This window comes from Cupriavidus sp. 01L45, from assembly GCF_056399885.1.
Genome location: NZ_JBFTSG010000189.1, coordinates 1 through 384, shown reverse-complemented (window position 1 = coordinate 384; position 384 = coordinate 1). Strand labels below are relative to the sequence as shown.

Genomic DNA, 384 nt, shown 5'->3' with positions numbered 1-384 from the left:
GCCGCCAGGTCCGAGCCGGCCTGCGGCTCGGTCAGGTTCATGGTGCCGGTCCATTCGCCGGAGATCAGCCTGGGCAGGAAGGTGGCTTTCTGCGCATCGCTGCCGGCGGTCAGCAGGGCTTCGATGGCGCCGTCGGTCAGCAGCGGGCACAGCGCGAACGACAGGTTGGCCGAGTTCAGCATCTCGTTGCAGGCGGTGGCGATCAGCTTGGGCAAGCCCTGGCCGCCGAATTCCTGCGGATGCAGCACGCCCTGCCAGCCGCCTTCGCCGAACTGGCGGAAGGCGTCCTTGAAGCCGGGCGTGGTGGTGACCACGCCGTCCTTCCAGCTGCTGGGATCGGTGTCGCCGATGCGGTTGAGCGGCGCCAGCACCTGCCAGCACCTG

General features: G+C 69.0%; 1 protein-coding gene. It reads right to left on the bottom strand.

Annotation, left to right across the window (positions count from 1 at the left end):
- The coding region (locus AC1DT6_RS40660) for an acyl-CoA dehydrogenase family protein (protein WP_477115637.1) at window positions 1–384 on the bottom strand (384 nt) is incomplete at both ends.